Genomic DNA, 24,827 nt, shown 5'->3' on the forward strand with positions numbered 1-24,827 from the left:
ATCACTCCTAAATTTCTCGACAGCATAGATAGTTTTGATTATATCAAAAAAACAGGGCAATATTCAATCTCTATTAGCAGTATATGTCGAATGAAGTTTAGAAGGTCTAATTAAAGCTATCAATAATTGAAGGAATTTTTTCAACAATCATTACACCTTTTTCAGTTACATACGTAACAAAACGGGAAAGTCCTTTACCAACAACTGTAAAGTAATTAAATGCTCCTAATCTTTCTAAATGATCTTCTCTAACTGCTAGTCCATCTTTTGTATAATCTTTTCCAAACAGTACTGGACCAGCCTTCCCATCTTCTTTTGAAATTTTTACCACATCATTGACATGATAGTAATCAGTCGAAGTTACTTTACTAATTCCGTCTTTTGCAATTTGCATACAAGTTATAATCAAAATTGAAAAAATAATGATTAATGAAAAATACCTAACCGCATATCTCATTTGCTTCTCCTCACTTATGAAATATTAATGAGTATATGAGCCAATATTGTCTTGATTAATTTTAGAATGTAGTGCTGCATTCATACCGCCAGCAATTATATTTGCCATATCCTCTATAAATGTATCCACTTCTTTTGGTGTAACCATTAAGTTATGACCAAGTGGTGATAGTACTTCATGAATTAATTTACGTTTTTCATTTTCTTCAAGTGTTCCAACAATCCCCATAAATGCCATTCGTTCTTTTTCATTAGGCATATCTTCCTCGGTATACTTTTTCTTTTCACCAAATGCCATTCCTGAAGGGATTAGCGCTTTCGCTGGCTTGTCTCCTTCTTTTATCTCTCGTCCAAAATGTTTTAAAATGAAGTCAATTGTGTCACTTGTAATCGCAACAGCATCAACAACCGTCGGAACACCTATAGCAATTACGGGAATACCTAATGTTTCCTTACTCAATTCCTTGCGTTTATTCCCTATTCCAGATCCTGGATGAATACCATTATCTGTTATTTGAATCGTTGTATTAACTCGTTCAATAGATCTTGCTGCAAGTGCATCAATTGCGATTACAAAATCTGGCTTAACTTTATCAATGACTCCTGATATGATATCGCTCGTTTCAATACCTGTGATCCCCATTACACCCGGAGATAAGGCACAAACTGGACGATATCCATCTTGAACACTTTCTGGCTGCAACTCAAAAAGATGTTTTGTAACAACTAAATTTTCTACAACCATTGGCCCGAGTGCATCAGGTGTTACATTCCAGTTTCCTAACCCAACAACTAAACATGTTTGATCTTCTGTAATACCTAAATTTTTAATAAAAGCCGAAAACTCGTTTGCAAAAACTTTTTCAACCTTGTCTTGAAGATCAGTATCTTGCTCACGAATACCTTGAACTTGTAATGTTAAATAATTCCCTGGCTTCTTACCGATTCTTTCAGATGCAGATTCTTTAATATGAACATGAGAAATACTCACACCATCAACTTCTCGTTCTTTAACGATTAAGCCGGTAATTTCTTCCTTTGTCTGTTCACGCTCCTCTAGCATCTCTTTTGCTTCTACTGCTAAATCTGTTCGAACACTATATTGACTTAAATCTAACTCGCTCATCTATCCAGCCTCCACAATACTCATCGAAATTTAACAAGTCTTTTCTTAACTAGTTTAGCTAGATGTTACCATTTCTAAACGAGTAGTTTAATTTTCTTTTAAAAAGGCGAAAATAGCTTTATGAATTTCTATTGCCAAATGGGACTTGTTTTGATAAAATAAGTTTTGTTCTATTTGTATTCGAGGGCAAATTTCTCGACTGCATTCGGGAGGTGAAAGGTATGCCAAATATTAAATCAGCTATTAAACGTGTAAAAACAGCTGAGGCTCATCGTGCTCACAACGCATCTCTTAAATCAGAAATGCGTACTGCTGTGAAATCTGTTGAAGCTTTAGTTACTAATAACGAAACTGAAAAAGCGCAAGAAGCTTTATTAACTGCTTCTAAAAAATTAGACAAAGCTGCTAACAGCAATCTAATCCATAAAAACGCTGCTTCACGTCAAAAGTCTCGTTTAGCTAAAAAAGTTAACGCTATGAACGCGTAATGAATTAAATGGTGTCTCATTTGAGACACCATTTTTTCGTACAATTTTTAATTTAAAATAGCTTGTTACATTCTTCAATCATAAACTCCATATAACCTATTGCATCTTTTCTTCTTTTTAAAATCGATTTGTAAAAAGATTTTTTATTGTCATTTCGTAATCTCATTGCCTCTTTAATAATCTTATGCCATCTATGTGGCACAGTCTTCAAAGCATATTCACCCGCTCCGACTTTCGAGGTGATATCTTTTTCTTTAAATGTATAATAAAGACGAGACACTCCTAAAACGCCCCATTCAATACTTCTAACGCTAACAAACAAACTTAAATAGTTTAAATTAAAGAACTTCTTACTGTTTTTTACCCAGTTAAGCCAATAAGAATTAAGATTATCTCTCATATCAGATTGTAAGATTTCCCAGTTTATCGAAAGATCTAAATCTTCAACATTTATTCCTTTTACTGTAATGCCGTATTTTTTTAATTGAAAAACATCTATGGAGTTCTTTTCAAACTTTTTAAACCCATGACACTTCCCATCATTGAATCGAATACATAAAACTCTATCTTCATTTAAGGAAAGAAAATCTTTTGTACTTATATACCATCCACCCAGAATGGTTTTAGAGTACTTTCTTTGCATATCCCGATGAATTTTTTTTAGGATTTTCAAATCATTTTCAGTTACTTAACGATTTACAACAGCAATAAAATCGATATCGCTAATCCCATTCTTAAATGCACCTAATGCAGACGACCATGAAGATAATAAGAATGAAGAAAATTAGGTAATTTCAATCCAACGGTATCTAAGTATGTATTTAATACTTTATTTATATCATTAGGAATTCCCTTCATTCACACTACCCTCCATAGATCTTAATTATTTTTAAGTATTTGTTCACTATATAAAAAGGCAGTCCAAATTTATTTAAAAATGGTCTGCCAGATTTTGCTATATATTTTTATAAATGATTAACAATTTTTATTCCGAATTTATTTATTTAACTGAAGAATCAACATTTCAAGGATCATAATTTTATCACCTTGACCAGTCTTCATTTTATAATCAACTTCAGCAATTAATCTAATTGCTTCTTTCAACTCACTAACTTGAAAGTTATTTGCTTGCTTTTGTCCATAAAATACTCTTCCAGGTGATACGCCAACTGATGAAGCAATTTGATTATTAGAATATCCGCTACTTGATAATTGTTTTATTCCGTACAACAATCTAAATTGACTAGCTAATAATGCTACAATTTTTATTGGCTCTTCACCTATATACAATAATTCATGAAGGATTTTTAGTGCATCAGTCGTCTGTCTAACTGCTGTTTTTTCTATAAGTGAAAAAACATTTTGCTCAATCGTTTTTGCAACCATCATTTCTACAAGGTCTTCGGTAACTTCGCCTTCGTTTCCTATAAATAATTGAAGCTTCTCACATTCAAGTTTTAAAATTGATAAATTATTTCCAACTAGTAGCTTTAATTTTTCAATAGCCTCTTTAGTAATTGTTACATTTCCAATGAATTGTTCTTTAATCCAACCATCTAAATTGTTTACTTCAACCGGGTGGCATTCAACTAACTCAACTTGTTTTTTAAATGCTTTTGTGACCTTTTTTCGCTCGTCCAACTTTTCATAAGGAGCAATAAAAACAACAGTTGTAAAGGGAGATGGATTATCAATATAATTAAATAACGGCTCGATATCTTGTACAATTTTTTCTTTTTGAGCTGTTAAAAAAACACATGATTTTATAACAATGACTTTATTCCCACCAAAAAATGACGGTGTTTGAGCGTCCTCTAGAGCCTCATTTAAATAAGCCTCTTTTAAATCATATGTTTGATAGTTAAAGTCATCAATCTCACCTTGTAAAGCCGCTTTCACGATTAAGTTTTCTGCTTCTTGAAGTAAAAAATCTTCAGTACCAACCAACAAATACATTGGGGACACATCTTTTTTCAATTTTTTATGTAAATCATTAATCATGTTTTGCTCCCCTACACTAATTTTCTTTATACAGTATAACATGTCCTACATGAGAAGGAAGAGATTAGTAAATACTAATCTCTAATTTATATTAACGTTTTAAATAAAGATCCGGTTTCTTTATTTAAAACGGTATAACTAAAACAAACATACTATGGATTTTTTAGTTATATTGATTTATACTAAAATTGTGAATTAGGAGGGGTTATTTGTGAATACATTTGAAAAAAACGTTCAAAGTAAGCGTAATGATTCTACAGATTCAGGCGTTGGCTTTGCTGTTTCATTTGGTTTCTTCGCTATTCTCTTTATCATTGCAACAATTGTGGAGTATGTTGCACGATAATACATAGAATCAAATGATGAGACTGCCTTGGCAGTCTTTTTATTTTTTTGTTAATTTCTGTTCTTTGCTTTACGGTATGCTTTAAACACATAAAAGGTACCTTGACCACTTTTAAATTCATAAGTTATTGCACCATTTTCATCAGTTCGAAGGATTTTAACATTATATTTCTGTAATCGACTCAGTACTTCTTGCTTTGGATGACCATAACGATTTTTTGTACCAACTGAGATAATACCAACTTTAGGCGAAACTGCCTTTAAAAGCTCGTTAGAAGTCGATGTATTACTGCCATGATGCCCTATTTTTAAAACATCTGCCTTTACATTTTTGTATTTAGAGATAAGCTCAATTTCACCACTTTCATCTAAATCACCCGTAAACAACCAACTCTTCCCACCTATGTTTGATTTAATAACAATTGATCCATGGTTTTCCTCTCCTTTATAGTTTTTAATTGGAGAAATAATCTCAAAATAATTACTACCTACTTTCCACTTATTTCCTTCACTTATTTTCTTCACCTCAATCCCTTTATTCATTGCTAAAGTAATTCTTTCTTTTTCTGCTTCTGTAAATGTATGTTTGTCACCGACGATTAATTGATTTACATGGAAAGATTGTAATACCTCTAGCCCTCCACCAACATGATCAATATCACCATGTGTGAAGATTAATCTATCTATTTTACTTATTCCCTCTCCTTTTAATATTGGTATTAAAATATCACTACCAGTAGAAAAAGGCTTTTTACGCTTCATCCAATCTTCTTCATTAATAATTAGTTTGCCACCGGTATCAATTACATAGTTCCCCTTATTAAATGGCAGTTTAATAAGAATACAATCACCTTGTCCTACATCAATGAACATTACTTTTCCGATTGGATTGATAAAAGGAAAAAATAAATGCCCAATGATAAGAATGAAAAATCCGATTACACAATTAATAACTACTTTCTTTTCTTTTTCAGATTCCATGAAATATAAAATTAAAAATATAAGGATTATATAGAGAAACAGAATCTCCCTTGACGGGTGTGTAAAAATTAATTTAATAAATGGTAATTGCATACAAAGACTAAGTAATTCATCTGACAAATTAATGAAAAACGTTAAAAGAAATGTAAAATAAACACTTAAAGCTGGTGTTATTAAACTAAGACTAAAACAAATAATACAGAGTGGCATAACGATAAAACTGATAAATGGGATGAAAATTAAGTTGATAAAAATGCTATAAGGCGACAATTCGTGAAAATTGTAAAGTAATATAGGTATGGAAACTAATTGAGTAATACTCGAAGTAAATAAGGCTTTGGCATACCATGTTTTATAATTCGAGATCTGCTTACTCGTTAAAATAAGCACAAAACTTGTCACAAAGGAAAATTGAAAGCCTAGATCATCTATATAATTTGGTCTTATCAATAACATCACTATACAAGAAAGATATAAGAGCGAAGTTAGGTCCACTTTTATTTTTGCTAGTCTAAATATGCAAACTAAAGCTCCAATAATAACTGCCCTTACAACTGACGCTGATGCGCCTGCTAAAAAGCCATAGGAAATAATACAAACAATGGTTATAAATAAACTAGTTTCTTTCGTTACACCTACTCTAATTAATAAAAAATAAATGCAAAGACTCAATAAACTAATGTGTGAACCACTAATTGCAAGTAAATGAACAATTCCTACAATCTGATATTGCGATTCTGTGTCTACGTTCATTTTTGAGCGATCACCAAATAATAGAGCATTTATATACCCTTCTGTAATGGAATCAAAATGATCTTCAACATAGTTAGTTAAAGCTTGTCGGTTATAAACTAAAGATTGAAGTAATGTTCGAGTTCCATTTTTACATTTCATTAAACTTTTTGGATTAGTTGTAATAGTCCACTGAATCCCTTGGTTTAATAAATATTTTTGATAATTAAATAAGTATGGGTTCGAATTTTTTTGAGGTAGATCAACATCACCTGTTACATCGCAAATCTCACCAATTTGTCGGTTTTGAAATACTTTTAATTGGTCCTTAGAATTAGCAAAGCTATTAAGTAAGACTTTTTGATTATTAAGTTTAAATGTAAAAGAAATTTTATTTCCATCTATTATAGGGGACGAAATAATTACACCTCGAACACTTTGAGCAGGTTTTGGGTTAGGGGAATTAATTATATTATTTTGTAAAAAACATATTAACGAGGTAAATAGGATTGAAATTAGACAAGCAAATAGAATTGACCATTTTCTTTTCATAACTAAAAATAAACTTAGAATAAGTAAAATCAATAAATAAATCAAATTATAATCTTTAAAAAGGACTGTTGTAATGATTTGTACAATAACTATATAGGCTAGAAAAATACTCATTATAATTTATCGAATTAAAATAAATGGAGTCATTTGTTCAAGAGATTTTTTGCCAATTCCATTTACTGCATCTAATTGTTCAATCGAAGTTAACGGCCCATTAGATTCAATATAATCTAATATATTTTTTGCTTTTGTTGGACCAATTCCAGGTATTTTTTCTAATTCTGATTGTGTTGCATGATTAATATCAATTGCTTCATTTTTTTCAGTATTATTATTAGTCGAAGACGGAACAACCTCTATTTCTTCACCAATCAATGGTACATAGATTACCATCTCATCAAAAACTTTTTCAGCTAAATTTACTTTATTCACATCCGCTTTCTTTTGAAATCCTCCTGCTAATTTGATTACATCAATGACTCGATCTCCTTCCTTGCATTCAATGACACTTGGTTTTTGAATTGCACCTTTTACATCAACCATGAAAACTTTTGATTGAGCTGGCGCACTAATTTCTTTGTTAGACACGGTTTTCTTTTCTTCATCGTCCCTTTCTTCATGAGATTGATTTGCAAAAACAACATCATTTTTACGCTCAGTTTGATAATAATTTACTATTAGAACTACTACAATTAATAGACATAACCAAACTAGTTTATTGTGAATTAACTTTTTCATTTTCGTCCTCCGTTTTAACTTATATCATTATTTTCGACTTTTCATCATATAGTGTAGGAGAGAATGTATGCAAAGGAAGGGATGTACTCATGAACGTAGGCATCATAGGTACAGGAAATATGGGAACTATCTTGCTTAATGGATTTATAAAGTCGATTGCCTTGAAGCCCTCCGAGTTAACAATTACAAACCGTTCAATGTATAAAGCTTATGAGCTAAAAAATATATATCCTGATTTAAATGTTGTTGAGACAGCAAAAGAAGTCATCACCTCTTCAGAAATTGTAATCGTATGCGTAAAACCATTAGAAATACAACCATTACTTTCATCTTTACAAAAATATTTCACAAAAAAACATTGTGTTATATCGATTACAAGTCCAATAAATGTCGATCAATTAGAAGCCATTTTACCTTGTCAAGTTGCAAGAGTTATTCCTAGCATAACTAACCAAGCATTGAGTGGTGTTACTTTAGTTAATTTCGGAAAAAGGTGTACAGCCAAAAATAAGGAGCAAATTATCGAGCTATTTTCGAAAGTCTCTAAACCTGTTATGATTTCAGAGGATATTACAAGAGTCTCGTCTGATATCGCAAGCTGTGGACCGGCATTTTTTAGTTATTTACTCCAAAAATTTATTGATGCAGCTGTATATCAAACATCCATTTCAAAAGAGCAAGCAACGATTTTAGCAGAAGAAATGATTATTGGGTTTGGAAAACTCATTGAACAAAAACATTTTACGCTTGAAACACTTCAAGAAAAGGTATGTGTAAAAGGCGGAATTACTGGTGAAGGAATCAAAGTACTTGAAGCCCGAGTTGGGGACTTATTTGAAGAAATCTTTGAAAAAACACATAATAAATTTGATCAAGAAATCGAACGGGTTAAGGAGCAGTTTTGATTAACTTGTTGTTAATTGTACTTGTTTATTCAATTGCACACAAAAATACAAAATTTAATTTTATATGGTTAATAAAGCAAAAAACCCTTTAAGAAAAAGAGTTTTCTTATAAGGGTTTTTTATTTTTTCATTGCTATAAAAAAGATTCGCTCAGACATTTCTTCTACCGACTCATCAAAATCAGCAATGATTTCTTTTATTTCAAATCCATTTTCATTCAACCATGTTTTATAAGTATTGATTGGATATGTTCGTTGATTGTGATATTCCTCAAAACGTTCATATAGATCACGATGTTCATCTTTCATAAAAAAAACTAAATCATGTTCAACACTTAAAGGTTGCACGCCTTGTGTACAAGACCAAACTAAGCTTAACTCTGCATCATCAATAAAAAATGTCTCTTCAGCAAATATTTCTTCAATTTTATAAGGCGAATGTACATCAAATAAAAACAAACCATTTTCTTTTAAACTTTCATGTACATTACGAAATGTTTGTTTTACTTGATCTTCCGTTTCTAAATAATTAAGTGAATCACAGAAAATCGTTACACAATCTAATTCATTAAATCCTTCTAGTTCAACCATATTTTGTTGAAAAAAAGGTATATTCACTTTTTCCTGTTCGGCTTTTGCCATCGCAACACTTAACATTTCCTCAGATAAATCGACCCCACTAACTGAATAGTTCAATTTTGATAAAAGAATCGGTAAAGTTCCTGTACCACATCCGATATCTAAAATTTCAGGTTGATTTACATCATACTTTTGAAACACATTTTTTAAGAATTCGACCCATCTTTCATAAGGGACGTCATTCATTAATTGATCATACAAGTACGCGAAGCGATTGTATGTCATGAAAGAATTTCTCCGTATACATCAAGAGATGGCGCATCTCCCCAAAGCTTTTCTAAGTTATAATAGTTTCTTTCGTCACGATGGAAAATATGAACGACAACATCACCGATATCGACTAATACCCAACGAGCTTCGTCAAATCCTTCTAGACGTTTTACATCTTTACCATGTTGATACGCTTGATCTTTTACTTCTCTAGCAATTGCCTGAACTTGCTTATCTGAATTCCCTTGGCAAATAATGAAATAATCTGCAATTGAAGAGATTCCCTTCATATCTAATACAACTAAATCTTCAGCTTTCTTGTCGTCTGCTGCTTTTACTGCTAATATCATTAATTCTTTTTCATTCATTTTTTTGTTCCCCCTGGCTTTGAACTTGCTTTAAAATTGAGTTATATGTTTTAACCGTTAATGGGTAGACTGTCTGTTCTTTATTGATCAAAAATGTAATCGTATTTTTTAATGCGAATAATAATGCTCTATCCAAATTTTGTTCGGCTAATTCACGAGCTTCTTCCACACCAGGAAAGTTACGATTAGGTTCAATATAGTCTGCTACATATATTATTTTATCTAATAAATTCATCTCTTTATGACCACTTGTATGGTATTTGATTGCTCGTAAAATTTCTTTATCATCAATTCCATATTCATGTTTTGTAAGAAATGCACCAACAGGAGCATGCCAAAGTTCTTTATTATACTTTAAAAGCTTTAGTGAAAGTTCATTTTCTTCCATAATTGCTTTTAACTCTTTAATCGGCATGCATTTTGCGACATCATGGAAAATTGCAGCTAACTCTGCTTTTTTTACATCCGCACCATATTTTTCGGCAAGTCTAACTGAAGTTTCCATCACACCAATAGTATGTGTAAAACGCCCATTCGTTAGTTTTTCTTTTACAAATGAAAGTGCTTTTTGTTTATCCATTAATCCGCTTCTCCTCTAATTAACGGTATTTAACTTATTAAGGTAATACGATTGTTTTATTTTCTTCTGACTCTTTATATAAAACGACTGTATGTCCAATTACTTGCACTAGTTCAGCGTCTGTACCTTCAACTAGTTGATCTGCTATTTCATAACGGTCCTCATCGCAATTTTGAAGTATACTTACTTTTAAAAGTTCTCTTACTTCAAGTGCTTCTGAAATTTGCTTAACCATATTTTCATTTACTCCACCTTTACCTACTTGAAAAATAGGGTTTAAGTGATGAGCTTTTGAGCGTAAAAATCTTTTTTGTTTACCTGTTAACATTTTGTTCCTCCAAGTTTTCTTTCTAATAATGAATAAGCATCAATAGTATTAGGAAAAATTCCTGTCCACTCTTGAAATGCTAATGCTCCTTGATAAATAAACATCGGTAATCCGTTTTGTATAGCTACATTTCTGTCTTCAGCTTCTTTTAAAAATACTGTTTTAAACGGGCTATAAATTAGATCCGATACAATTGCATTTGGTGATAAATTAGTTAGTGCTAAAGGAGTGCTATTTTCGTTTGGCTTCATTCCAACCGAAGTCGTTTGAATAATCAGCGAAAATCTTCCTAGTTGTTCTTCAGCCTCTTGAATTGAAATAATATTAACCTCATTCATCAACTTACCATCTAAGAGCTCTTTTGCTTTTTCCACCGTTCGATTTGTAACGGTAATATGCTTAACTCCTAAGTGTAGTAGGCTATAAAGAATTGCTCTAGCAGCACCGCCTGCACCAATAATTAAAATAGTTTCTTCTTCAATCGGTTTTTCCAAAACATAAGATAGACCTCTAATATATCCAATACCATCAGTATTTTTACCAAATAATTTTCCATCTTTATTGATAACCGTATTAACAGCTCCAATTGCTTTTGCTAATGGATCAATTTCATCTAAATACTGCATTACTTCTACTTTAAGTGGTGCTGTTACATTAAATCCTTTAACAGTTGAACGAAACTCTGTCATAACTGATTTTAATTCTGTTATCCCAACTTCTTTTGCAGAATAGTGACCTGAAATATGATTAGAGAGAAACCATTCATTATGCATAGTTGGTGACATTGAATGACCAATCGGCTGACCGATTACATAGTATTGGTCTTTCATTTCTCTTTAGCCCCCAAAATTATTCTTATATAATAGAATTACGAAGAGTTACAGCTACACCTTTTGGTACATAAGCAACGATTTTAGCACCTGGGTCATTCACTGTAATCCATCCTAACCCTGAATAAACTATATCAGTTTTAGCATCTTTTATCATAAATTCATGCCTTACTAATTTAGGTAACTCATTAATTTGTTCTCCATATGGTGGAACTAATAATTCACCAGCTTGTCTTTCGTATAATTCATCGGCATTTTCTTGTTTTGTACGATGAATTGATAATTCGTTTGAGAAATGACAAGTAAAAGAACGTCTTCCACCTTCTAAATAATCAAAGCGAGCTAAGCCACCAAAGAATAATGTTTGACCTTCATTTAATTGATAAACCATCGGCTTAATTTCTTTTTTCGGTGTAATGATTTTCAAACCTTTTTTATCAACAAAATGAGCCATTTGATGATGATTAATGATTCCAGGAGTATCGATTAAATCACTATGTTCATCAAGTGGTATTTGAATTAGGTCAAGTGTTGTACCCGGAAAGTGAGATGTTGTAATGATATTACTGCTCTCTTCACTATAACGTTTAATCATCGTATTTATAAATGTTGATTTTCCAACATTTGTACACCCTACTACATATACATCCTTGCCTTCACGGTACTTCTCAATACTTTCTGCTAATTCATCAATACCAGTGCCTTTAACTGCACTAACTAAATGAATACCTACTGGCCTTAGCCCCCAGCGTTTTGCAGTTCCACTCATCCATTGAGTAAGCTTATTTTTCTTAACTGATTTCGGAATTAAATCTGCTTTATTTCCAACTAATAAAATTTTATTGTTTCCAACAAATCGATTGATCCCATTTAACCAACTACCAGAAAAATCAAAAACATCAACTACTTTTATGACTAGACAGTCCTTTGAACCAATTCCATTTAAAATACGAATGAAGTCAGAATCAGTTAACTCCACATCCTGAATCTCATTATAGTTTTTTAAACGGAAACAACGTTGACAAATAATTTCATCTTTTTCTAATGAAGATGGAGGTGCATATCCAAGCTTTTCTTTATCCTCAGTTTGAATTTCAACCCCACAACCAATACATCTTATTTCTGTATGACTCATTTTTTATCCTCCCACTGTAGCAATCCTTGCTTTCTTAAAGAAGAAAGAATTCTACGTTCTACCATTCGATTAAATCTTGTCCAAATACCATCCGTACTCGCAACTGGAACTACTAAAATCGTGTGAATTCCTTGACGATTACCACCAAATACGTCCGTAAGTAATTGATCACCAATCATTACAACTTCAGTCGGTTTTAAATTCATTTGTTTATAAGCCTTCTTATATGAAGTAGCTAGTGGCTTACGTGCTCGATGAATAAATGGAATGCCTAGAGGGTCGCAAAATTTCCCAACACGTTCAGCATTGTTATTTGATACAACTGTTATTTTAATCCCAGCATCATCCATACCTTTAAACCATTTTGTTAATTCAGGGGTTGCTAGTGGTCTATGCCATTCTACTAACGTATTATCTAGATCCGTAATGATCCCCTTTATTCCTAAGCCTTTCAGATGCTCAGGCGTAATTGCATAAACATTATTAACAGTTTCACTCGGTAAAAATTTATTAAACATTATTACACCTCGATATATTCTATAAATCGTTCGACAAATAACTACAACCATTTAAACTGTGGATAAATCTATACACATTATCCTTAGTCCTATAACATACTTTTTCAGAAAATATAAACAATTTACCCACAAGTTATCCACCTATTTCTGTGGATAAACGAACGGTTGTTCTCTTTTTAAAAATTTGATACATTAAGTTTACAAAGAAATTAAAAAAATTCTAATCACTCGGAGGTGAACGCCCAACCGGGCAAAAAATATGTACAAATTAAATGATGAGTTGTTACTTGAGTCATACAAAAAAGCTCTTGGTTTACAGCTAGATCCGGCCTTCATTTATTTAATTGAAAAAGAAATTAAACGAAGAGGACTAGATTTCTATATAAAAAAAACATCTTAATCATTTTTATTATTTTCAATATACGCAAATAATACAAGTGAAATTAAAATACAAGCACTCTTTACAATAACAGAAAAAGAACCATCTTTCTATACGATGGCTCCCATTTCGTGAAAAAAAGTGCATACTTTTATTATTTTTAAACTAATTTCCCAAGATTTTGACCAACTCTTATCGCTTGTCCAGACTGTAGTTTCTCATTCGGTGTAAAACTATTTGCTTCAAAAAGTAACACAACCGTAGACCCAAAAGAAAAATAACCTACCTCTTCACCTTTTTTTAATTGTTTTTCTTTTTTAGTTACGACGATTGTATTAACAAACATCGCACCAACTTTAATCATCGCAATATGTTTATTATTATCATTGCATAATACTTCTGAAACAATGCGATAATTTTTTGAAAGTGGATCTTTACCGTACGTTAAACCTGCTTTATTAACAGGATAAGATTTTGAACCTAATTCAAATTGAGAAACAACTTCGCCTTCAATTGGACTATGCATACGATGATAATGGCTAGGACTTAAATACAACACCATATAATAACCCTCATCATACTTATCTGCCATTTCCTTTGAACCTAACATATCAATAATGCTATATGTTTTTCCTTTAACAACAAATTTAATATCCATTTCAATTTTCCCACAAGACTCTAACACACCATCTACCGGACAAGCTAATTCACTTTCATCAGCATGGATCGGTCTAGCATTTTGCTTTAATTCCCTAGTGAACAATGCATGTAATGAAGAAAAAGAAGATTCTTTACTCTCATCCATATTTAAATTAAACGCTTTAATATACGGCTTAATAAATAGCTTACTCAATCTAGAAGTAGAAAACCTACGCAAAAGACCTGAAGTAAAACGATTATTAGTTAATTCAATAAACAAACGATAAAAACTCTGTTTCATCTATGTACCCCTAACTCAAAATATATATATAATTTATAACACATTATTTCAAAACTAACAAAACCCAAAATAAAACCCACAGTAGTTTATTTTAACTTTAATCTAGCACTAATTTAATGAATTTAAACTCAAGATTGAAGCTTTTGAATCGAATAATTTAAATCAATCTATTCTATGCACCTACTGAACTCTAAACCCATGATCTTGTACAATTGTCTCTCTGCACTTCCTATACTCTAAGTCTTGAACTAATCGTCTTGTTACAAATAATTCACACTAAGTTCACATTGGACTGATAGAATACTTACGTAATATACATTAGGAGGTTGCCTATCTTGAAAGAACTAAGCTTAGGTGAATGGACTAACACACTTTTAATATATAAATTTGCGTTAGATGAAATCAATACTAAAATTAAAATATTAAATGAAGAATTTACTTTAACTCATAATCATAATCCAATTGAACACGTAAAGTCTCGATTAAAAAAACCTGAAAGTATAATGGAAAAGCTTGAGCGTAAGGGATTAGAATTAACAAACGATAATCTAGAAAAATATATTAATGATATAGCTGGGGTTCGTATTAGCTGTTCATTTATTAGTGATATTTATATGATCTATGAACTTTTAAAACAGCAAGATGACATTTATATAATAGAAGTAAAAGATTATATTAAAAAGCCTAAATCAAATGGATATAAAAGTTTTCATATGATTATTGAAATCCCAATTTTTCTTGCATCTGAAACAAGAAGGGTAAAAGTAGAGATTCAAATTAGAACTGTTGCGATGGACTTTTGGGCAAGCCTTGAACATAAGATTTTTTATAAATACAATAAAAAGGTTCCAAAAGAAATAATAGATAGTTTGAATGAAGCTTCTGCAACCGTAAATTCATTAGACTTTAAAATGGAGCGGATTAGGGATCAAGTTGAGCAATTGAATTGAATCGAGCAGGATTAAAGAAAACAAGGTATATCAGTATACCTTGTTTTCTTCATGTTTTTATCTGTACTTTCCGATAGCAACTAGCAAAAACCAATCATTTTATAAATAAAACGGAGAACATAAATACAATTAGAAAATAGCAAAATAAATATGATGATAAGAACAATACTTGTGCAAAAATAAACTTAAAAATATTGTTCGTAAAGCGATCTGATCGCAAAAAATTTATGCATCCAAAGATTAAAATAATTAGAAAGAAAATAAGTATACTATCTGATACAAAAAAGCTTTTGAAGTAATAAATCCCTGTGTAATTAGAAATGACCTCAGCAACCCGATCTAAGTTCATGCGATTACAAAAAGATTAATATGATTTAACAATCATCTAACAAAATGAAAGTTACAATAATTAGAACATTCTGTGTACTTTTGCACATAATTAAAGTTCTCTTTTCTATCACAAGCTAGATTGAATCTTAAATGGTTTGAAAATAATTAGTTTTATTTAATTTAATTTTGGTTCTTTCAGCTTTATATTTAAGATAAAATAGGATATGTTAGTATAAATATAAATTAGATTGTTAGAAAGTTTGAGATCATAGATCAAAAAATTGGAGGAGCCGATTTGGATAATGAATTAAACTATAAAACACTCATACCAGAAAATATACCGAATGAACGTAAGTCTGCCATAAAAACACTTGTCTTCTATTTTTTAATATTTATAGTTGGTTTGAACTTACTTCTAGTGATTGCAACGATATGGGGTGCGATTTTTGTTAAAACCGCGCATATTAGTCTAACTAGAGAACAATTTTATAATCTTTTAAATACTGTTTCGATTTATGCGGATTCAATCTTTGGTGTCCTCAGTTTATTTTGGCTATATTATTATACGAAGAAAAAAGGTCTTCTAACTTTAAGACGAATAAACATTACTGTAATTGATATTGTAATTGTTTTAGGCGCATATGTGGTTCTTATTGTTTCTTCACAACTTCTTGATGTAATTTTCCAACATTTCAATTATTCGATAGCAACTCCAGATAATCAAAAAGAAGTTGAAGGCTTGCTGCGTACCAATCCGGCCCTTATGATTATTTCTGCTGTAATATTAGCACCGATTAAAGAAGAATGGATTACACGAAAATTAATCATTGGTTCTATTTTTAAACATTCTCCGATTATTGGTTTGATCGTAAGTTCATTTGGATTTGGTTTATTGCATATGCTTGCTGGTTTTTCTATCTATGCATTACTGTCGTACTCTTTAGCTGGGTTAATTTTTGGTATTATTTATATCAAAACAAAAAAAATTGAGGTTACTATTTTTGCCCACTTTTTGAATAATTTAGTTTCGATTATTCTTTTTTATGCTACAAACTAACAAAAACGCTCCTAGTGAGCGTTTTTATCATGTATTAATGAGGTGATTTATGAACTATTTACTTATATTTGTTGGAGGTTTTTTTGGAGCAATTCTACGATACTTATTTGGGACAGCAATTCATCCACTAACTAATGGTTTTCCAATTCATACATTTTTAATCAATATAATTGGATGCTTCTTTTTAGGATTTTTCTTACCGATGGCTAAAGTTAATCTAAAACCTGAATACACTTTATTAATTGGAACAGGTTTTACTGGAGCGTTTACAACATTTTCAACTTTTTCACTTGAAAATGTGGTTCTAATTGATGAAAAAAAGATGCTAGTAAGTTTTGCCTATATACTACTAAGTTTAGTAATTGGAATAAGTTTGTCATATCTTGGTGTGAAAACGGCTGAGAAATTTAATAAAGCAAAAGGAGTAACCTCATCATGATCATTATTGGAATAGGTGGGGGAATTGGAGCAATTTGTCGTTATGCTCTTGGTAATTATGTTAATAAAAAGCATACAACAATTTTTCCTTTTGGCACCTTCGTTATAAACATACTCGGGTCGTTTATTTTAGGTTTAACTAACCATCTTTATCTAGATCAGTCCATCTCTACAACTATGTGGTTGTTTATTGGTGTAGGAATATTAGGTGGTTTTACTACCTTTTCTACATTTGGCTATGAAGCCATTCAATTAATCATCTCAAAAAAATTCAAAACCGCTTTATCTTACATCATTTTATCTACAATTATTAGTATTTTTTGTGCATATATTGGTTTTCATCTATTCCGATAAACTAAAAACCTCTGACAAAATCTCAGAGGTTTTTAGTTTTATATTTACCAGCCAAAATCTAATGTTTTACCTGATTCTGCATATGTTTTTACATTACTTAATATCATCGGCCAACTAGATTTTGTACTTTCATATGAAGGGTGATTTTCTGGCCATTGATCGTTAACTAATGTTAGCTTTGTACACTCTCCCACTTCTTCAAGTGTAAGAGTAATTTTTGTTTCTAATTCAGCATGATTTTCACGGTAAACTGGACCAGGATGTTCTGTATAACTCATCATTTTGTAAGGCTCAAATGCTAATATTTTTCCATAAACATGTACTGTATGATCTCCATCTTCACCTGGTCCAATATATTCATATTGCGCCCCAACTTCAAATGTTGACTTCAATATACAACCGAAAAAAATTGCCTTAGTTCCTTCTGGTGTTACAAATATCTTCCAAACTTCCTCTGGTTTAGCACCAATATAAAACTCATAATTTAGATCTTCCATTTTTTCATCCTCCATTTGGTTTATGTTTAGGTGATGAATTTTGATTCTAGTTGACCCTTCCATTATATACCAAAAATGATTCAACTTATAAATTCATTTGTTTTCATAAATTTATATATTAAAATTAAATCATATGAAATTAGTTAATGCTAAAAATCTCGATTTTAATGAGGAGTGACAAGATGAATTTAACTTATGAAGCGATCGACGAAGATCAAATTGAATTATGTAGAGATTTATGTAATGAATTAATGACTTTTCAAAAGGCAAAAGCGACAATCAAACAAGAGTTGTTTGATCATATGAATTTTGATACACGAATGGTTCCTTCAGTAAAAAAAGCCATACATAATTATATTGTTATCGTAAAAGATGAAGACAAAGTCGTTGGTTATGTTTATTCAAATATTTCTCCAAAAGAGGCATATTCAAATGAATTTGCAACATTTTTCGATCTATCCTCAGTTCATAAAAAGAATGTTGGTTGTTTGTCTCAATTTTACATAAAAGAAGAATATCGAAAATATGGCGTTGGTTCTGTACTATTCAAAATGTCTATGAAGTGGCTGAAACAGTTTGATGATGTAGAGGATTATTTTATTTTTGTTTCTAATGGAAATGAAGACGCGCTTGAATTTTATAAACGTAAAGGATTTTCAGTTAGCCATACAATTTTAGATGGTTTTATTACCGTATTAAGAAGTAATGAAGTGTTCCAAGAACTTGCTTAATCCTCAGTCTGAAAATCAGATATTTAAGACTTTGTCTAAACAAAAAAGGTATCTCAAAATAATGAGATACCCTCTTTTTTTATGTTCTATTAAAATGCCCAGTTACCATTTCTCATAATTGGTTCAACTGTTCCATCTTCTTTAATACCATCGATGTTTAATTCTGGAGAACCGATCATGAAATCAACGTGAGTTAAGCTTTGGTTGATTCCTAATTTTTCTTGTTCTTCAGAAGGTAATTTTTCTCCATCCTTCATATTGTTTGGATATGCTTTACCTAATGCTAAGTGGCAAGAAGCATTTTCATCATATAATGTGTTGAAGAAAATTAAACCTGTATTAGAAATAGGTGAATCATGTGGTACTAATGCAACTTCACCTAAACGGCGAGCACCTTCATCAGTATCTAATAAGTGTTGCAGTGTATCATAGCCTTTTTCAGCTGTGAAATCGACAACTTTACCATCTTTAAATGTTAAAGAGAAGTTCTCGATTAAATTTCCACCGTAATTTAATGGTAAAGTAGCTTGAACTGTACCGTTTACACCGTGGCTATGTGGCATAGAGAAAACTTCTTCAGTTGGAATGTTTGGATTAAACCATTTACCATCCTCACTGTTTGCTCCGCCACCTTTCCATACATGATTATCTACTAAATCTAGTTTTAAATCAGTACCAGGTGCAGTATAATGTAATGTTTTGTAGCGCTTGTCATTTAATTGAACAACTTTTTCTTGTAAGAAATCGTTATGTTTAACCCAAGCTTCTACTGGATTTTCATTGTCAACTCGGCAAATTTTGAAAACTGAATCCCATAGTAATTCCATAGCTTTGTCAATTTGCTCATTTGGATACACTTTTTCTGCCCATTCCACGCATGGAATCGCTACGATTGACCAACGAATACGGTCAGCCATCATGTATTCACGATATTTATGTAATGCTGAGCTAGCAGTCTTATTAAAAGTAGCAATACGCTTTGGATCGATTCCTTTTAATAATTCAGGGTTTGGTGAGATTACTGATAACACAGCTCCACCGTTTTCAGCTAATTCTTCTAAAGCAGTAACTTTCCAACCTGGAAATTCTGAGAATACTTCTTCTGGTGCTAATTCGTATTTTGTACGAGTAATTACATCATCGTTCCATTCGATATTTACATTTTTTGCTCCTGCTTCGTAAGCGTATTTTACAACTTTACGAACGAATTCTGCAGCTCCGATTGGTGCATTTATTTGTAGTGTTTGTCCTTCTACGATATTAACTCCACTTTTTACAGCAAGTTCAGCATATTTTTCTAAAGATTTTTCAAACTGAGACATTGATATCCCTCCATGTTTAACTTTTTAATAACCTAACCTACTAAATTATAATATAAAGTTCAGAAAATTGGTACTTAAAAGAGACTGACTATTCATTTTTATTTGAAATGTCAGAGGCTTTAGCAAATAGGACATAACTATATCAAGTAATCGAACTTTCCAACCAAAAAAAAGCACTATTAAAAGTGCTTTCTTATGAAACAATATACGTCTCATATCCATTTACATTTAAGAAGTTTTCTGCTTTCACTCTGTCATTTTCAGTTTGAAGACTTATTCGAAGTACACCTGGTAAGCCTTCGCGTGACTCAATAATTCTCAGATTAGTAATACTAACTTGATGAATAGATAGGATTGTTGTGATATTAGCAAGCTCACCAACACGATCTAAGACGTCAACATATAAATCAAAATAACTTGGAATGGCACCATTTGCTTTTACTGGCATATTGTCACGATAGTCTTTTGAGTCCTTAAAATATTGAAAGATTTCATCTTTATTCTGATTATCTACAAGCTGATACATTTGCTTCATATCATCTATCCAGTTGGAAATTAGAGAAAGCAAAATATCTTTATTTTGAATCACAATATCAGTCCACATTTTTGGACTACTTGATGCGATTCTTGTAATGTCTCTAAATCCACCTGCAGCAAGAGAAGTTACTAAGGGCTCGTCTTTTGAGTAGTTCTTAACTTGTTTTACAAGATTAGAAGCGATTAGATGTGGAAAGTGACTTACCACTCCTGTAATTTGATCATGTGTTGCTTCATCAATCACAACAAAATGTGAGCCTGTTCCTTTAAGCCATTCTTTCAATTCATCAATTTGACCATCTACAGTATTTTCACTCGGTGTCAAAATATAATATGCATTTTCGAATAAATGAACTTTCGCACTCTCAACACCAGTTTTGTGTGAACCCGCCATCGGATGACCACCAATGAAGCAATATCCTTTATCTGTAAGTGTCCTAGAGTGTCTCATAATTTCACTTTTCGTACTACCTACATCTGTTAATATGACATCATTCTTTAGTTCATATTCACTTAACATATGTATATATTTTATTGACTCCTCAACAGGACAAGAAAAGATAATTAGATGAGCCTTCTCGGCACAGGTTTTAAGCTGTACCGAGGTTTCATCTAAAACTTGAATTTTTTTTCCTATTTCAAGTTGTTTTTCGTTTATATCATAGCCAATGATATTCACATCATGCACTTTTTTTATTGCCAAGGCAATTGAGCCTCCAATTAAACCAGTGCCAATTAAAAGGACGTTCTTTTTCAAGGCTTTCACCGCCTATCTTTCATTAAGTTTAATTACCCTTGAAGCTTTGAACGGAAGTCTTTTAACTCAAACATGAACTCTTCAAATTGCGGAATATTCATTTGTTGAGCTGAATCTGATAAAGCAACTGCTGGGTCTGGATGTACTTCAGCCATTACTGCATCCGCTCCAATTGCTAGAGCCGCTTTTGCAGTTGGTAATAGTAAGTCTTTACGTCCTGTAGAATGAGTAACATCGACAACAACTGGTAAATGTGTTTCTTTCTTAAGAATAGGTACAGCTGAGATATCTAATGTATTTCTTGTAGCTTTCTCATAAGTACGAATTCCTCTTTCACAAAGAATAATTTGGTCATTTCCTTGAGAAATAATGTATTCTGCTGCATTAATAAATTCTTCAATTGTTGCTGACAATCCACGTTTTAATAAAACAGGTTTATTTACTTGACCAACTGTTTTCAGTAAATCGAAGTTTTGCATATTACGTGCACCAATTTGAATGACATCAACATATTCTAATGATCTTTCAACATCATTTGGATTTAGTATTTCACTAATAACCGCTAAATCAAACTCATTTGCCACTTCTCTTAAAATTTGAAGACCTTCGTATCCAAGTCCTTGGAAATCGTATGGAGAAGTTCTAGGTTTAAATGCACCGCCTCGCATCATTGTTAAACCTTGTTGTTTCATTGCTTGTGCAACTGCACGTACTTGCTCATAGCTTTCAACTGCACATGGTCCCATAATAAATGATTGTGAACCGTCACCAAGAACAATATCGTTTTTCACTGTGACAATTGTATTTTCAGGCTTTTTCTTTCTAGATACTAAAAGAGCTTTTCTGTGGTCATCTTCTTGTAACTCTAAACTTGCTTGGAAAATTGTTTTAAAAATATGTTGTAATGTTGAAGTTTCAAATGGCCCTTCATTCACATTTGCAATCATATCTAAAACTTCACGCTCACGAACTGGATCGAAACGCTTAATACCATGTTTAATCTTCTGTTTACCTATCTCTTGAACAACTGCCCCACGCTCGTTTAATAATTCCACGATTTTTAAATTAATTTCATCAACCTTATCACGTAATTGCACTAATTCATTTGTACTCATTTCTTTTTCCTCCTCAAATTTTAAAATTCTATTCCAATACCACTTCTTTGAAGTAAGTATGTAAAATTGAAAACAAAAAGTCCCTACTGAATAAACAGTAGGGACGAATTATTTAATCGCGGTACCACCCTAGTTGTGAACAAAAATTCTGCTCACCACCTTCATTTTGTTAACGATCAAATAATGACCGTTTCTAATTTCGTATAACGAAATAGAAATTGCTCCAAGAATGTAATTCACCATAGCCTATGTACTGACTCGCAGCCTTCGTCAGCTCTCTTAAACAGGGAAGCTATGCTTACTTTGCCCTTTTCAGCGCAATGTATTTAATTGTCAAAAGATTCATTAAAAAAGTTATTAATGAGGATTATAAAGCACTTTTAAATATGATGTCAATGCATATTTTTTTTAGAATATGTAACGATTTTTAAAAAGATACATCATTACTGAATTGGTAGCGCTTACTATTTTCAACATTTTTTTTATACCCACTACATTTTTTTTATGGTACAGACACAATGAATTTGTACAATACATAAACATATAAATAACAACTTACCTTACCTTCCTTAGGAGTGATCATATGCCTGGTTTATTTACAGCTTTAAGTCTGTTCTTAAAAGAAGTGTTCGTGTTTGTTTCGTATGTAAAAAATAATGCCTTCCCTCAGCCTCTTTCTTCAGCAGAAGAAACGCTCTATTTAAATCGTATGGCAAACGGTGATGGCGAAGCACGAAATTTATTGATTGAACATAATTTAAGGCTTGTTGCTCACATCGTCAAAAAATTTGAAAACACTGGTGAAGATGCTGAAGATTTAATTTCAATCGGGACTATTGGCTTAATTAAAGCAATCGAAAGCTTTGTCCAAGGTAAAGGAACGAAATTAGCAACATATGCGGCTAGATGTATTGAAAACGAGATACTTATGCATTTACGTGCGCTAAAGAAAACAAAAAAAGATGTCTCCCTTCATGACCCGATTGGGCAAGACAAAGAAGGAAACGAAATTTCACTTTTAGACATTTTAAAAACGGAAACAGAAGATGTAGTTGATCAAATTCAACTAAATATGGAGCTTGAAAAAATCAAACAATACATTAAGATTCTAGATGATCGTGAAAAGGATGTTATTATTCAACGATTTGGAATTGATATGGATAAAGAATTAACTCAACGCGAAATTGCAAAGAAATTAGGCATTTCAAGAAGCTATGTTTCAAGAATTGAAAAACGTGCCTTAATGAAAATGTACCATGAGTTTTTAAGGGCTGAAAAAGAAAAGAAAAAGGATAAAAAATAAACCACTGATGATGGTTCCGACTCCAATTGTTAGTCAAATCTAACGATTGGAGTCAATTCATTTTCAGTGGTTTTATGCTTGTTCTTCTTTTTGAAGTTTTCGTTTAAAATAATTTGATGTAAGGAAAAAGCCTAATGCAAAGATCAACATTGCAAAAACGATACTCTCAATCGTCAATATTTTTGTTTGAGTTAATCCGTCCTTTGGAAGAAGAGTCCCGAAATAGAAAAAAGTAGCCAATGCTGTTGTTATTGCACCGAATGTTTTAAAATCATTTACCTTTGCCTGTAGATTTTTAATATTCACGATTACTGCACCTTCCCTTCTCTTCTTTGACTTATTAACTTTAACATATTTTATACCCGAAAAGAGAAGGTAATTAAAGGCAAGAAATGCAGGTATTAGGAAGAAAAAGTAGGCTGAATACCCTACTTTCTTAATTACTCTATCATTAAAAAAAGGGACGCTACCGAGTCAGTTTCCCTGACTTTTTAGCCATCCCTTTCACAAAAAGAACCTAGTCTTTTTAACTATTCTTTAGCATTTAACCCTGCCTTAATAAACTCGATAGTGCGTTGTGTTTCTTGCTCTTCATTCCATAACGGAATATTTTCAAGCACGATTGACGATACTACAAGGCCAATAACAGATGAAATAATCAATCTTAGTACGGTTGGAATCGGTATGTCTTTTATTTGACCTTTATCAATAAACGATTGTAAAACAAGCGCAATTTTAGGATACATTTTCTCTTTAAAAAGTTTTTTTAATTCTTCTTGCATATCATCTTGAAATGGCATTTCTTGTATGATTATTTTTATTACTGACTTGTTTTTTTTCACAAATTCCATTCGATTTTTAATTAGTGCATGTAAAAAATCTTCAAATGTTTTGTGTTCTAAATGAAACACTGCTTTAGAAAAACGATCCATTTCAAAAGGAGCAATTGTTTTTACTAAAGTGGGCTTTATGATGCTTTTTAATAATTCTTTTTTAGTTTTGAAATAACGAAAAATTGTACCTTCAGCAACATTTGCTTTTTTTGCTATTTCATTTGTTGATGTACTAACAAAGCCTTTTTCAGCAAATATTTCGATTGCTGCTTCAAGAATTTTTATTTCTTTTTCATTCATTTCCTGTAATTTTTCTTCTGGTAAAAACTCTTCTAATTTAATTGGAAACACTC

At 31.7% G+C, this 24,827-nt stretch carries 30 protein-coding genes and 1 other annotated feature; of the genes, 10 read left to right on the forward strand and 20 right to left on the reverse strand.

All coding sequences use genetic code 11. The features are described from left to right. Positions 1-106 precede the first annotated feature (106 nt). Together ACFCYN_RS02925 and gpr are read right to left on the reverse strand one after the other, a co-directional pair. Complete coding sequence (locus ACFCYN_RS02925) at positions 107-457, reverse strand: DUF3679 domain-containing protein (protein WP_172447449.1); 351 nt, start codon at positions 455-457, stop codon at positions 107-109. A 24-nt stretch (positions 458-481) separates the two neighbouring features. After that, the gene (gene gpr, locus ACFCYN_RS02930) at positions 482-1,582 is read right to left on the reverse strand and encodes a GPR endopeptidase (protein WP_098120455.1); all 1,101 of its coding nucleotides are present in this window, start codon (positions 1,580-1,582) and stop codon (positions 482-484) included. A gap of 221 nt (positions 1,583-1,803) precedes the next feature. On the opposite strand from gpr, the gene rpsT reads away from it, so the two are divergent. Continuing rightward, entirely contained in the window at positions 1,804-2,070 is a 267-nt protein-coding gene (rpsT, locus tag ACFCYN_RS02935; protein ID WP_375947418.1) for a 30S ribosomal protein S20, read from the forward strand. Between the two features lie 52 nt (positions 2,071-2,122). Here the strand turns inward: rpsT and ACFCYN_RS02940 are convergent, their stop codons facing one another. Next, complete coding sequence (locus ACFCYN_RS02940) at positions 2,123-2,743, reverse strand: aminoglycoside adenylyltransferase domain-containing protein (RefSeq protein WP_375947420.1); 621 nt, start codon at positions 2,741-2,743, stop codon at positions 2,123-2,125. Positions 2,744-3,066: 323 nt separating this feature from the next. Further along, positions 3,067-4,071, reverse strand: a complete 1,005-nt coding sequence (gene holA, locus ACFCYN_RS02945) for a DNA polymerase III subunit delta (protein ID WP_172447448.1) — start codon at positions 4,069-4,071, stop codon at positions 3,067-3,069. A gap of 211 nt (positions 4,072-4,282) precedes the next feature. Here holA and ACFCYN_RS02950 point away from each other — a divergent pair, with 211 nt between their 5' ends. After that, positions 4,283-4,417, forward strand: a complete 135-nt coding sequence (locus ACFCYN_RS02950) for a YqzM family protein (RefSeq protein WP_172447447.1) — start codon at positions 4,283-4,285, stop codon at positions 4,415-4,417. Positions 4,418-4,467: 50 nt separating this feature from the next. Here ACFCYN_RS02950 and ACFCYN_RS02955 read toward each other — a convergent pair whose 3' ends face one another. Further along, entirely contained in the window at positions 4,468-6,795 is a 2,328-nt protein-coding gene (locus ACFCYN_RS02955; protein ID WP_375947423.1) for a DNA internalization-related competence protein ComEC/Rec2, read from the reverse strand. 6 nt (positions 6,796-6,801) lie between these two features. Next, positions 6,802-7,419: a helix-hairpin-helix domain-containing protein gene (locus tag ACFCYN_RS02960; RefSeq protein ID WP_172447445.1), complete on the reverse strand. Its 618-nt coding sequence runs from the start codon at positions 7,417-7,419 to the stop codon at positions 6,802-6,804. An 89-nt stretch (positions 7,420-7,508) separates the two neighbouring features. On the opposite strand from ACFCYN_RS02960, the gene comER reads away from it, so the two are divergent. Continuing rightward, positions 7,509-8,324, forward strand: a complete 816-nt coding sequence (gene comER, locus ACFCYN_RS02965) for a late competence protein ComER (protein WP_172447444.1) — start codon at positions 7,509-7,511, stop codon at positions 8,322-8,324. A 119-nt stretch (positions 8,325-8,443) separates the two neighbouring features. On the opposite strand, the gene ACFCYN_RS02970 is transcribed toward comER, so the two are convergent. Genes ACFCYN_RS02970 through ACFCYN_RS03000 form a run of 7 tightly spaced genes read right to left on the reverse strand, consistent with a single transcriptional unit; the run spans position 8,444 to position 12,931 of the window. Then, positions 8,444-9,187 (reverse strand): class I SAM-dependent DNA methyltransferase, encoded by a 744-nt coding sequence (locus ACFCYN_RS02970; RefSeq protein WP_172447443.1) that lies wholly within the window; start codon positions 9,185-9,187, stop codon positions 8,444-8,446. Next, positions 9,184-9,540: a ribosome silencing factor gene (gene rsfS, locus ACFCYN_RS02975; protein WP_098120446.1), complete on the reverse strand. Its 357-nt coding sequence runs from the start codon at positions 9,538-9,540 to the stop codon at positions 9,184-9,186. Before rsfS ends, ACFCYN_RS02970 begins: the two co-directional genes overlap by 4 nt. Continuing rightward, entirely contained in the window at positions 9,533-10,120 is a 588-nt protein-coding gene (gene yqeK, locus ACFCYN_RS02980) for a bis(5'-nucleosyl)-tetraphosphatase (symmetrical) YqeK (RefSeq protein ID WP_172447442.1), read from the reverse strand. Before yqeK ends, rsfS begins: the two co-directional genes overlap by 8 nt. 37 nt (positions 10,121-10,157) lie before the next feature. Continuing rightward, positions 10,158-10,448 carry a ribosome assembly RNA-binding protein YhbY gene (gene yhbY, locus ACFCYN_RS02985; protein ID WP_098120444.1) on the reverse strand — a complete coding sequence of 97 codons (291 nt, stop codon included), beginning with the start codon at positions 10,446-10,448 and terminating at the stop codon, positions 10,158-10,160. Further along, positions 10,442-11,278, reverse strand: coding sequence for a shikimate dehydrogenase (gene aroE / locus ACFCYN_RS02990; RefSeq protein ID WP_172447441.1), 837 nt, complete (start codon positions 11,276-11,278; stop codon positions 10,442-10,444). Before aroE ends, yhbY begins: the two co-directional genes overlap by 7 nt. A gap of 25 nt (positions 11,279-11,303) precedes the next feature. Next, entirely contained in the window at positions 11,304-12,413 is a 1,110-nt protein-coding gene (gene yqeH / locus ACFCYN_RS02995) for a ribosome biogenesis GTPase YqeH (RefSeq protein ID WP_375947427.1), read from the reverse strand. Further along, positions 12,410-12,931, reverse strand: coding sequence for a YqeG family HAD IIIA-type phosphatase (locus ACFCYN_RS03000; protein ID WP_098120441.1), 522 nt, complete (start codon positions 12,929-12,931; stop codon positions 12,410-12,412). Before ACFCYN_RS03000 ends, yqeH begins: the two co-directional genes overlap by 4 nt. 259 nt (positions 12,932-13,190) lie before the next feature. Here ACFCYN_RS03000 and sda point away from each other — a divergent pair, with 259 nt between their 5' ends. Further along, complete coding sequence (gene sda, locus ACFCYN_RS03005) at positions 13,191-13,331, forward strand: sporulation histidine kinase inhibitor Sda (RefSeq protein ID WP_056473113.1); 141 nt, start codon at positions 13,191-13,193, stop codon at positions 13,329-13,331. A 139-nt stretch (positions 13,332-13,470) separates the two neighbouring features. Here sda and ACFCYN_RS03010 read toward each other — a convergent pair whose 3' ends face one another. Then, positions 13,471-14,250 (reverse strand): phosphatidylserine decarboxylase, encoded by a 780-nt coding sequence (locus ACFCYN_RS03010; protein WP_375947430.1) that lies wholly within the window; start codon positions 14,248-14,250, stop codon positions 13,471-13,473. A gap of 335 nt (positions 14,251-14,585) precedes the next feature. Here ACFCYN_RS03010 and ACFCYN_RS03015 point away from each other — a divergent pair, with 335 nt between their 5' ends. From ACFCYN_RS03015 to crcB (ACFCYN_RS03030), 4 genes are all read left to right on the forward strand, one after another. After that, the gene (locus ACFCYN_RS03015; protein WP_375947432.1) at positions 14,586-15,200 is read left to right on the forward strand and encodes a GTP pyrophosphokinase; all 615 of its coding nucleotides are present in this window, start codon (positions 14,586-14,588) and stop codon (positions 15,198-15,200) included. Between the two features lie 625 nt (positions 15,201-15,825). Beyond that, positions 15,826-16,587 carry a CPBP family intramembrane glutamic endopeptidase gene (locus ACFCYN_RS03020; protein ID WP_172447437.1) on the forward strand — a complete coding sequence of 254 codons (762 nt, stop codon included), beginning with the start codon at positions 15,826-15,828 and terminating at the stop codon, positions 16,585-16,587. A 49-nt stretch (positions 16,588-16,636) separates the two neighbouring features. Further along, entirely contained in the window at positions 16,637-17,026 is a 390-nt protein-coding gene (gene crcB, locus ACFCYN_RS03025) for a fluoride efflux transporter CrcB (RefSeq protein ID WP_375947434.1), read from the forward strand. After that, positions 17,023-17,379: a fluoride efflux transporter CrcB gene (gene crcB, locus ACFCYN_RS03030; protein WP_216854018.1), complete on the forward strand. Its 357-nt coding sequence runs from the start codon at positions 17,023-17,025 to the stop codon at positions 17,377-17,379. Before crcB (ACFCYN_RS03025) ends, crcB (ACFCYN_RS03030) begins: the two co-directional genes overlap by 4 nt. Positions 17,380-17,423: 44 nt before the next feature. Here the strand turns inward: crcB (ACFCYN_RS03030) and ACFCYN_RS03035 are convergent, their stop codons facing one another. Further along, positions 17,424-17,876, reverse strand: a complete 453-nt coding sequence (locus tag ACFCYN_RS03035) for an SRPBCC family protein (RefSeq protein ID WP_172447435.1) — start codon at positions 17,874-17,876, stop codon at positions 17,424-17,426. A 182-nt stretch (positions 17,877-18,058) separates the two neighbouring features. Here ACFCYN_RS03035 and ACFCYN_RS03040 point away from each other — a divergent pair, with 182 nt between their 5' ends. Further along, positions 18,059-18,607, forward strand: a complete 549-nt coding sequence (locus ACFCYN_RS03040) for a GNAT family N-acetyltransferase (RefSeq protein ID WP_375947437.1) — start codon at positions 18,059-18,061, stop codon at positions 18,605-18,607. An 89-nt stretch (positions 18,608-18,696) separates the two neighbouring features. On the opposite strand, the gene ACFCYN_RS03045 is transcribed toward ACFCYN_RS03040, so the two are convergent. The 3 genes from ACFCYN_RS03045 to ACFCYN_RS03055 form a co-directional block, all read right to left on the reverse strand. Then, positions 18,697-19,929, reverse strand: coding sequence for an aminopeptidase (locus ACFCYN_RS03045; RefSeq protein ID WP_172447433.1), 1,233 nt, complete (start codon positions 19,927-19,929; stop codon positions 18,697-18,699). A gap of 193 nt (positions 19,930-20,122) precedes the next feature. Further along, positions 20,123-21,223, reverse strand: coding sequence for a prephenate dehydrogenase (locus ACFCYN_RS03050; RefSeq protein ID WP_172447432.1), 1,101 nt, complete (start codon positions 21,221-21,223; stop codon positions 20,123-20,125). 32 nt (positions 21,224-21,255) lie between these two features. Beyond that, positions 21,256-22,338 carry a bifunctional 3-deoxy-7-phosphoheptulonate synthase/chorismate mutase gene (locus tag ACFCYN_RS03055; RefSeq protein WP_098120430.1) on the reverse strand — a complete coding sequence of 361 codons (1,083 nt, stop codon included), beginning with the start codon at positions 22,336-22,338 and terminating at the stop codon, positions 21,256-21,258. A gap of 96 nt (positions 22,339-22,434) precedes the next feature. Beyond that, positions 22,435-22,663: a binding site (T-box leader), on the reverse strand. Between the two features lie 258 nt (positions 22,664-22,921). Here ACFCYN_RS03055 and sigK point away from each other — a divergent pair. Then, positions 22,922-23,641, forward strand: a complete 720-nt coding sequence (gene sigK / locus ACFCYN_RS03060) for an RNA polymerase sporulation sigma factor SigK (RefSeq protein ID WP_098120429.1) — start codon at positions 22,922-22,924, stop codon at positions 23,639-23,641. Between the two features lie 72 nt (positions 23,642-23,713). On the opposite strand, the gene ACFCYN_RS03065 is transcribed toward sigK, so the two are convergent. Further along, complete coding sequence (locus tag ACFCYN_RS03065; protein WP_172447431.1) at positions 23,714-23,947, reverse strand: YrhC family protein; 234 nt, start codon at positions 23,945-23,947, stop codon at positions 23,714-23,716. A 224-nt stretch (positions 23,948-24,171) separates the two neighbouring features. Further along, positions 24,172-24,825: a TetR/AcrR family transcriptional regulator gene (locus ACFCYN_RS03070; RefSeq protein ID WP_172447430.1), complete on the reverse strand. Its 654-nt coding sequence runs from the start codon at positions 24,823-24,825 to the stop codon at positions 24,172-24,174. Positions 24,826-24,827 lie beyond the last annotated feature (2 nt).

This window comes from Gottfriedia sp. NPDC056225 (assembly GCF_042267765.1).
Taxonomy (GTDB): domain Bacteria; phylum Bacillota; class Bacilli; order Bacillales; family Bacillaceae_G; genus Gottfriedia.